General features: G+C 41.0%; 1 protein-coding gene. It reads right to left on the bottom strand.

The genetic code is table 11. The annotated features are described in order from the left end of the window. On the bottom strand, window positions 1-415 hold a 415-nt coding region (locus tag CP370_RS09390), incomplete at both ends, for a transposase (protein WP_143467900.1).

The following is a 415-nucleotide window of genomic DNA, read 5'->3' as shown; positions in this document are numbered from 1 at the left end:
GCTCTGCGTTCTCTACGTGAAAGTATTCTTTGAGCGTGGGCGAGCTTTTTCTTGGCTCTGCGATAAAACCTTGGATTAGCTACCATTGCACCGTTAGAATCCGTCAAGAAATTATCCAAGTTAAGATCAATGCCGATCTGCTTTTGTGTTTTAGTATAGTCTTTGACAAAGGCAATATCACTTCCCAGCTGTAAAGAAAGATAAAACTGATCGTCTGCCGTTTTCTTAATTGAAGCAGTGCCGATTCGAGTAGGAATACGGTCAAGCAGGCGCTTTTTAATCAGCTTGCGCAATCCTACAATTCTCACTGTTCCTAGTTTAGGAAGCTTAACATGCTTGGCGTCAATAAATCTAACCGTTCCATTATCAAGATAGGCTTCGTTTTGCTTTATGTACTGACAGTTAGTCTGATATG

Origin of the sequence: Lactobacillus sp. UMNPBX19, from assembly GCF_002553805.1 — a bacterium.
In the GTDB taxonomy this organism is placed as follows: Bacteria; Bacillota; Bacilli; order Lactobacillales; family Lactobacillaceae; genus Lactobacillus.
The sequence above is the reverse complement of the archived record's forward strand: the minus strand, read 5'-3'. Positions and strand labels throughout refer to the sequence as shown.